The sequence below is a fragment of the Chthoniobacter flavus Ellin428 genome, from assembly GCF_000173075.1.
Taxonomy (GTDB): Bacteria; Verrucomicrobiota; Verrucomicrobiia; order Chthoniobacterales; family Chthoniobacteraceae; genus Chthoniobacter; species Chthoniobacter flavus.
In genome coordinates this window covers 14569-22684 of record NZ_ABVL01000032.1, presented here as the reverse complement: position 1 = coordinate 22684, position 8116 = coordinate 14569, and the positions used below count along the sequence as shown (strand labels likewise).

Annotated in this window: 7 protein-coding genes; all 7 read right to left on the bottom strand. The window is 56.5% G+C overall.

From position 1 onward, the window contains the following. Position 1: 1 nt before the first annotated feature. The 7 genes from vccA (CFE428DRAFT_RS29185) to CFE428DRAFT_RS29155 all read right to left on the bottom strand — a co-directional run bounded on the left by vccA (CFE428DRAFT_RS29185) (position 2) and on the right by CFE428DRAFT_RS29155 (position 8089). Positions 2–1603, bottom strand: a complete 1602-nt coding sequence (gene vccA, locus CFE428DRAFT_RS29185; RefSeq protein WP_006983320.1) for a Verru_Chthon cassette protein A — start codon at positions 1601–1603, stop codon at positions 2–4. 115 nt (positions 1604–1718) lie between these two features. Beyond that, a complete protein-coding gene (locus CFE428DRAFT_RS29180) occupies positions 1719–2237 on the bottom strand; it encodes a hypothetical protein (RefSeq protein ID WP_157447678.1) in 519 nt (172 codons plus the stop codon). Next, positions 2218–4170, bottom strand: coding sequence for a Verru_Chthon cassette protein A (gene vccA / locus CFE428DRAFT_RS29175; RefSeq protein ID WP_157447677.1), 1953 nt, complete (start codon positions 4168–4170; stop codon positions 2218–2220). The genes CFE428DRAFT_RS29180 and vccA (CFE428DRAFT_RS29175) overlap by 20 nt, the downstream gene beginning before the upstream one ends. Positions 4171–4172: 2 nt before the next feature. Next, positions 4173–5288 carry a hypothetical protein gene (locus CFE428DRAFT_RS29170; protein ID WP_157447676.1) on the bottom strand — a complete coding sequence of 372 codons (1116 nt, stop codon included), beginning with the start codon at positions 5286–5288 and terminating at the stop codon, positions 4173–4175. A 56-nt stretch (positions 5289–5344) separates the two neighbouring features. Beyond that, positions 5345–6001 (bottom strand): Verru_Chthon cassette protein B, encoded by a 657-nt coding sequence (vccB, locus tag CFE428DRAFT_RS29165; protein ID WP_006983316.1) that lies wholly within the window; start codon positions 5999–6001, stop codon positions 5345–5347. Positions 6002–6173: 172 nt separating this feature from the next. Beyond that, a complete protein-coding gene (locus tag CFE428DRAFT_RS29160) occupies positions 6174–6626 on the bottom strand; it encodes a DUF6941 family protein (protein ID WP_042726042.1) in 453 nt (150 codons plus the stop codon). A gap of 95 nt (positions 6627–6721) precedes the next feature. After that, positions 6722–8089, bottom strand: coding sequence for an ATP-binding protein (locus CFE428DRAFT_RS29155; protein WP_006983314.1), 1368 nt, complete (start codon positions 8087–8089; stop codon positions 6722–6724). Between the last annotated feature and the right edge of the window lie 27 nt (positions 8090–8116).

The following is an 8116-nucleotide window of genomic DNA, read 5'->3' as shown; positions in this document are numbered from 1 at the left end:
CTTAGGGGTTGAACTGCTTTGTTTTGACGACGCGGAACCGGTAAATGTCCTCGAGCGAGGCATCGGGTGCGTTGATGTTCGCGTCACTGAGTTTGGTTAAGAGGCGAGGATCCGAAGGGTCGATGTAGCGTTCAATCGTCTCCGATCCTCGATATTCCCCGAGTATCTCATCGACACCTTCCCGCCATTTCGAAAAATCCGAACTAGGCCCGCCGACCTGCCGTACCGTCTGCACGCGCACGTGAACCGTGTAGGTATTCGATTTGGTCGTAATGCGCGGATACAAATCCGCGTATGGCTTCTCGCGCACGTTGTCCCCGGTCAGGGTGCGCTGCCGCCAGAAATTGATGATATCGGCTTCCCCTGAAGGACTTCCCGGCGCGTCATAGATCGTATCCGGTTCGTAGGTGGGCGCCCGGAACTTTGGAGCTATTCCCGGCCCCGTCGGGTAAAAGAACCGCTCACAAATCTGGGAGGCAGATTTGAAGAAACCCTCGTTCGGAGTGGTCTTGTAGTGACTGAAAAAGCTATCGAATGCTTTCAGAGTCTCGTCTCGATCGATTCGGAACCGTGGATTGTCGCCGGGGTTGGGAAGCGGTTTTCCGTTTGCGCCCGTCTTGTAAGTAGTCAATAGCGACGTACTGATCGCCGTGACTCGGAGCGAAGCCAATGCCGCTCTTAGCGCCGTGCTCCTCTTGATATAAGGGAAGGGCGCGATTTGGTAATTCAGGTTGACGCGACCCGCCGTGGAGAGCGGTTCACTAATCAGATACGGCTCCACAAACGGCATCGTGAACAAATCCAGCAGGAGATGATCACGCGGCGTGACCGTATTCCCGGGATGCCTCTCACCGACGGTATTTGGGCAGAATGCAAGTGTCTCCCATCCCCTGGCGGGATGCGTGTCGGTTGGGCGGGAAAGCAACGAACCGAAAAGTACCGGAGATGGCATCTGTCGATTGGGCGAGAAGTAGATATCGCCCGGCGGCTCGTAGGATTGATTGCCCGCGTAAGGGATGGGATAGATCCATTTCTGCTTCGCAGTGTCGAAATACTTAAAGATAACGTTCCCCTCATCCTGCTTGTTTGCGTAGGGACCATCCGGAAAGACCCCCAGACCGGTGTCAAAATCGCCCGCACGCCCGTCGGATCGAACGACTCCGTTCACTCCGCCATTGGGGGGATTGGCCGTCGGCGTCCCCTGCGAATAAGGCAATTCCATCGACCGGCTCGACGGAACTCGCAAGGTCGCCTGGTTAACGTGATTTCCAAATGCAGTGGTCTCGGTGAGGGTTCGGTTCTGGACCTCCGGAGGGACCGCAGTCGTCTTCGCATCGATATCCCAATAGGGCATGTTATAAACGTAGGTGTTGCCATCCGACGCCCGCAGGCCCTGGGCAAAACGGTAAGTGGAATCAAAGTAATCCGGATGCGGTTTGAATTCCGTGTTCGGGACATCTGTAGTCAGCGCGAGAAGGCGCATATCTCCCGACGTCGTCGTGCCGACAGGCGTGGTGTGATTTCCATATACCAGGCTCCGGATGACATCCCCCGGCTGGATGATCTGCCTCCAACGGTCGCCCCCATAAATGCCCGTCGTCACGTTCGGGATTGTTCGAATCCTGCAATGACCACCGGGATTCTTCCCATCAACGCCGCCCCCGAGGGGATCGGTGAAATCCAATAGATTTTGCGCGGACTCGAGCCGCCCCCCTGCATTAACCGTCGCACTCTGGGTTACCCTTGACGAATCCCCCTCTGGGCTGAGCCGGTACCATCTCCGCGGCACGGGGCCAGCTAGCCGAGGGAAAATTCAGCTTAATGTTTTGCAGAACCTGCGTCGGACCAAATTTGATGGTCAGTTGAATCTCACCGCCCCCGAAGCCGAATGTCGCCTGGTTGAACGGTACTTTCGCCGCACCGGTGGACGCAAACGCATAGTTGGTATGGTGGTTGACCAACGTATGCATGAAGCCTTCGTAGCCGCCGAAGTTTCTCCCTCCCCAAGTCGATCCGGAGACGGATTGAATCGTATTCGACAGCGTGCCGCCCGGCCAAATGCAGGCCCCATTCACACTGAATCGATCCAAACCGGTAACCTCAAAGACTTCCTTCTCGGCGTCCGCCGTCGGCGAGACAATCGGCGCATAACCCTGCATCGGGTGAAAGGTGGAGAAGAGCAGAAAAGCCCGGACGTAGCGGTCGGTAATCTTGTGCTCACGATCGGCCGGCATCACTTCCCCTTGAAAAACGCCGGCACGGAATGACCGCGCCATCCACATTCTTCGCCCCCGCGGCTTCCACGCCAGAGCAATAGAACACCAGCGATGCTTCCGAAATCGTTGCCGCCCGCCCGAACCCGCCGATCTTCTTTCCGGTCCCGAAAACATCCGCGCGTGAGGGCGCGACGACACCCGCTTTCGCATATTGATACGACGTCATCCCGGTCGTCGTGTCCCGCAAATTGGCGATGCGTATGTAATCGAAGATCTCTCCTAGAATCATGTCGCGGTTGTCCGTCCCATACTTCGACTCGAAGTTTCCGCCGAAGCCAGGGATGGGCCGGCTCGTCAACTGCCGGAGATACTTCATCAACGCGACATTCTGGCTGTAAGCCGTCTGCTGGATGTCGTTTGTCGTGCTCAACGCCCCGGAGCTGGCCAATGAGCGGGTGAAGATGAATTTCTTGGCTCCGATCGTGGAACAGAACGCGATCGCGCGGTCAAATCCGTTCCGTCCGGTAGCTTCGTCCGCGGATTGATTCACCGGCCAAATAGTGACTCGAGGAAGACCGAACAAGTTCAGGTCGGGAGACCGGCTGTACGGCGTCAGGAAGAACTTCGTCTTTTCCAGAATATCCGGGGTAATCGCCCCATCGGTACCGACGTATTTGTCATTCGTCTCCCGCTGTCCTCCATTGACCGGAGATTCAGAAAATAACAGTTCGTCCAGCGAGGCGTAGAGACGCTCCGGCTTCAATTGCAGCTCAACCGCCGTCGCGACGTCTGTTCTCACCGTGCCTCCCAGGGAGCCTCCACCATTAATCCGCGGCACCAGTTTGTAGATCTGCTCTGAAGTCAGCAGATTGCCCAAAACCGCGCCCAGCGAGGTCGTGGCGGGATGTCCGGGATAACGCTGATATTCTTTTTGGAACGGTTGCGCCGCGGCCAACCCACCGGCGCCCACGCCGGGAATTAGCGCACCATTATTCGGATTGGTCTGACCAATGTCGAAATTGGTGTAGAACCGGGGCGTGTCCCAAAATGAGCCGGCATAACTGTCGAGTGTGTAGCCGTCTGTGAAACCGGTCTTACTTTGCTTTCCGTAACCACCGGCCGTGTTGACGTTGACCTTCGAGCTGTCATCATCCGCCCAGAAGGCGATCCGCCCCACGATCGGATTGTCCTTGGTCGGGAGGAGGGCCTTTGACCCCGCGCCGCTCCAGGAACAGCCGGCACCTCCACCGGACGGCGTGTAATTGGCGTCCGGCGTGGTCAGCGTCCCATCCCGAAGGACATAGATCCATCGGGTAGGCATCGGAACCCGCCAACTATCGCTACCTCCCCCCGCCACTACTTTGTCGATGTCCGCCGTGAAATCGAATCCCTCGACCAAGGGAATTCCATTAACCGATTCTTTCGCCCGAGGATCAACGATGGGAAAAACGGGACTCAGCGCTCCTCCAGTTCCAGCCGTGTTAACCAGAACCGGACTATTGAGATCCGTGAAAATCGCGGGATACTTGTCCCAGTCAACCGGAGTGTCGCTTCTGCTTCCATCGGGGTCTGCCTGGTACGAAGGTCCGACCGATTCCGGGTCAAAAGTGACAAGCTGCGTCTTCCCAACGACCATATTTCGCGCGGAGTAGAGTTTAAAAAACGCGTTGGCTTTCGGCGACGCCCCTCCTCCGTCGCTAAAAGTCCGAATCATTCCAGGTTGCGAAGCCCAAGCCGCGCCCGGTTGCACAGTCGCCTCCCGAATCTGGCTCATCACGAGATTGACCGCGGTCTCGGCCAATTGCCGCGTGGAAGCCTGGCTCGCAAAGGTACGCGAAGCCCGCGTTTCCGTGCTGATGCTGCTAAAGAAAGCGATCGCCAGAACAGACAATAGAGTTAGAAACCCTAGAACGATGACCAACGCGACCGCGCGGAGATTTTTCGAAGCTTTCATAATCATTTGGTCTGCGCTACACTCCATTTCGCCCCGCGGATCAGGACATTAGTGGTAAAAATTCGATAAGTGACCTTCGCGTTTACCAACCGCTGCTCCATCGTTTTGATGTCGCTATCATACTGCGTCTGCTGGTTCGACCGGGTCCCCGGTGCACAGGCGACTTGAAAAAGCCCATCCGTAAATTGATGGAAGTTCCCGCTCGCGCCCCGATCCTCTATTCGTGCCGCGGATTGCTCGTCGATCGCTACCAAAGTGACTTGGACGATCGGGGGCAATTGATTCTTTGGATTGATGGTCGCCGCATCCGTCGGATCATTTGGGTTAGTTACCTTCGCGCCCTCATTGAGGATGATAGGAGAAGTAGCTGACCCAAACCTTGCGGACTTAAAGGAAAGAAGCGACGAATCATAGGTGTAATTCGGGGAGAGAGGTGACCGCCCGAGATCGCGGCGGGCGTTGGAATCCATCGCGGATAATTTCGGCCAGATGATCAGCCCCACGATATTTTCGGCGATCGACCGTACCGGCCTGGAGGAACCTTCCAGAGCCGTCCGAAACCAGCGTAGTTGATCTCCGGTCACCGGGCTCGGAGCGCCCTTTGGATCCAGGTCGTAGACGGACATCGCCTCCGCCGGTTGCATCAACTCCATCAATCGCCCCCGGCGACGGATCGGCACCCGGCCTTGGAGAAAGCTTGGCCGCAACAGCGTGTCGTCGCCCTCTTCCACGAAATAGCCCCAGGTATTCAAGAGGTTCTTCATCGAACCCAATCCCGCGCGGTCCTCTACCACTCCAAGTGGCGCCTGAAAAAACACCCCGTGAGTAAATCGATTGCTATCGGGTGCGAGTTTGGCGATCGAACCCGAGATAAAGCGCAGTTGGGATTGCCGGAGGAAATCCTTGGGCGCCTGCCGTCCTCCGATATTGACGTAATAGAGATCCCAATAGGTGTTCAACGTCGCCTGGCTAAGCTTCCGCGTCATCGACTCGAACCCGTCCCGTGCTGCCTGAAACGCTTCTACTTTACTCGATGCATAACGCCACGTCTGGGAAAACTGGTTCACCATCGTGGTCAGAATAACCATCAACAACGAAATGATGGCCGTGGAGACCATGAGTTCGACCAGTGTAAAGGCGAGATATGCACCGCCGAGTTTGCGCTTCGACGTCTTCATTGGTTTCGGGCGATTTGAGCGGAGTAGGTGAGAAAACTGACACCCGGTGTTTGCGTGAATAACTGCCGATTCGGCTCGTTTGCATCGTCGTTGCCGGCGGTGCTAATCTTGATCGCGCGGTTGCTGGGATTTCTCGCTACCTGAACGGTGAGCGTCGCGAGTTCCTTTCCGCCGCCGATCCCCGCCAATGTCTCCGGCACCGGGCTCTGCGGCATGACTCGAACCAGAACATGATATACGACTCGCGACTTTTCGTCGTCTGAGAGTGAGCCCGGATTGAGACGGGCCGTCTCCGATAGCGGGACTACTTCCTCTCCTCGCTCGTCGAAGTATCGAAATTCGGGTTGAGCGACCCTTGGCGCCCTGAAAGCGAAGTAGTTGTCATTCGACTGTTCACTCGGCACGTCCGCCTTATCGATCAACGTGTCGAAATCGGTTTGTTGGGCGTCCGCGATGACTCGGTGCGCAATCTCGGCCGAGACAGTATTGTCGATCGTCTGGCGAAACTGGCTCATCCCGGCGGGCAACAAGCCCAGAATCGCGACGAAGGCGAAGGCGACGATCCCTACCGCAAGAACGACCTCCACCAGCGAGAATCCGGATTGCGCAGAGCGGGAGTGTCTGGAGACACTACGATTGGTTGCGACTTTCATAATGTTCTGGGGTTGTTTCCGAGCGGTGCTGACTCGGTTCGTTCGTAAATTCGCTTTCCCGCCTTACCCTTTCCTTTCCGCAACATTACCGGATGGTAATACCAATCGGGGCGTTCTTCGGAAGCCTGCGCGCGCATAATGCCACCCCGCATGGCGATAAACTGGACATCCCCTAATGCTTCGATTGAGGGCATTCGATGTTCAGCGGCAGGCTGGCTTCGAGATGATCGTCGAGGTACAGCTCCATTCCATATTCCCCCTCGTCTCCCAAGCACAGGTCTTGCAACTTAACGAGAATGTTAGTCACATCGGAGGAATTTCCGTTACTCGCACCGACGACAAAGTCGCCACACAGTTCCTCCAATATTGGACGTCCATCTGCATCGATCAATCGAATGACGCAGCGATGGACGCCCTCTTCGTCCGACCAATATCTCAAGCGTATCGCCACAGTGAGTAGCGGAAGCACGACTGGCAAAGCCGCAACTCGAATGGTTTCAAACGTTCCGAGCAGATTCAGTCTTCCATCAAATTCCTGGGCGGTTTCACACAGGACGAACACTTCGATCCTCAAGGAGGTATTTTCCCGATCCGGGCTCAACAACATCGTGTTTGGTTTTCTCATGACGACTGGAGATCCATCACCTCAGAATGAATTTTCCGTTCTGAGGGACGCCGGCACTATAAGTGCCCCATCCTTGCCGCACCCTTGCCGCCGGATTACGAAAGAGTAAGGTCCCGCTCCAGCGCCTCGGTTTTGGGAATCGGGAAGATAACGGTAAAAGTAGACCCTTGATCGGGCATACTCTCCGCCTCAACGGCCCCTCCGGCGGCCTCCACAGCCGCTTTGACAAAACTCAGACCGAGACCGAGTCCTTGTTTGGACCGGCTACGATCGCCGCGGAACAACCTTTCCCAAATCTTCGGCAAATCCTCGGGAGAAATTCCGAATCCAGAATCGTGCACCGAAAGCCAGACGAACCTTTCGTCGGTTCGCCCCTCGATCTGTACCGACCCGCCTTTCGGAGTGTATTTAAGGGCGTTGTCGACGAGGTTGGCCAGCACTCGCAAAAGAAGCAGCGAATCTCCTCGGACGATACAATCATCCCAGACATCCTGAGTTAGGGCGATTTCCTGCTCCTCAGCGACCTCCGAATAGAGATCACGAACATAAGTCGCCGTCCCCACCAGGCTGACCAACTTAACCGGTGTCTTGGTGAGACCGGCCTCGGCCTCCGCGATATCCATCAAGGTATTCAGAATCTCGAGCATATGATCCGACTCCTCGAGGCATCCGATCAACGCCTCATGCAGAGCGACCACATCACCGGTCTCTTCGAGGCAAGTCTGTGCCCGATTCCGCATGCGAGTCATTGGCGTCCGAAGGTCGTGAGCCACATTGTCCAGCGACTCGCGCATGGTCTTGAGGAGACGCTCGATTCGACCCATGGTCGCGTTGAAAACTCGCGACAACTCATCCAATTCATCGCCGGTTCCACTTTCCGGCGTGCGCATGGAAAACCTCGCCGTCTCCTCGATTTCCCGGACGGTGCGAGTGAGAGACCGAAGAGGGCGTAGTGCTCTCCTGGCAAGGAGCGCTCCACCGGCGAAACTGATGGGCATGGATATCGTCAACATGACCAGCATGACGAGGCGGTATTGTGCCAAAAGCGCGAAGGCCTCCTCGGTCGATTTCCCAACCTGGATCAGCGTGCCATCCGGCAAACGCGCCGTCGCCACGAGAAGCGCATAGCCTTCCGGTGAAGGTAGCGAGGTCCACTGCAGTTCGGCCGCATCGTAAGGCCGCTCGCGCAGCTGATTCGGCCCGAACTCAGACCAATCGTCTGCATCCCTTTCGAAAAGCGACTGGTTATCCTTCGACGCCACTCTCAAATAGTACGCCTCTTCCGCACGCCCCTTCCGCAATGAGGCCAGATCGACGACACCAGCGAGACCCGAATGCTTGTAGACCGACGAATACTGCTTCAGGCGAAACAGCACATCGCCACGATCCTGTCCCTCCACACGGCTGCGTAGCGCGAAATAGCTCAACACCAAAACCGCAGATAGGATGACGAAAACCAACATGGAGTGCCAGACTGCCAGGCGTACATC

Excerpts from the sequence above, each read along its gene's own strand:
- vccA (WP_157447677.1), bottom strand. The coding sequence starts at position 4,170 with ATGAAAGCTTCGAAAAATCTCCGCGCGGTCGCGTTGGTCATCGTTCTA.
- CFE428DRAFT_RS29170 (WP_157447676.1), bottom strand. The coding sequence starts at position 5,288 with ATGGTCTCCACGGCCATCATTTCGTTGTTGATGGTTATTCTGACCACG.
- vccB (WP_006983316.1), bottom strand. The coding sequence starts at position 6,001 with ATGAAAGTCGCAACCAATCGTAGTGTCTCCAGACACTCCCGCTCTGCG.
- CFE428DRAFT_RS29160 (WP_042726042.1), bottom strand. The coding sequence starts at position 6,626 with ATGAGAAAACCAAACACGATGTTGTTGAGCCCGGATCGGGAAAATACC.
- CFE428DRAFT_RS29155 (WP_006983314.1), bottom strand. The coding sequence starts at position 8,089 with ATGTTGGTTTTCGTCATCCTATCTGCGGTTTTGGTGTTGAGCTATTTC.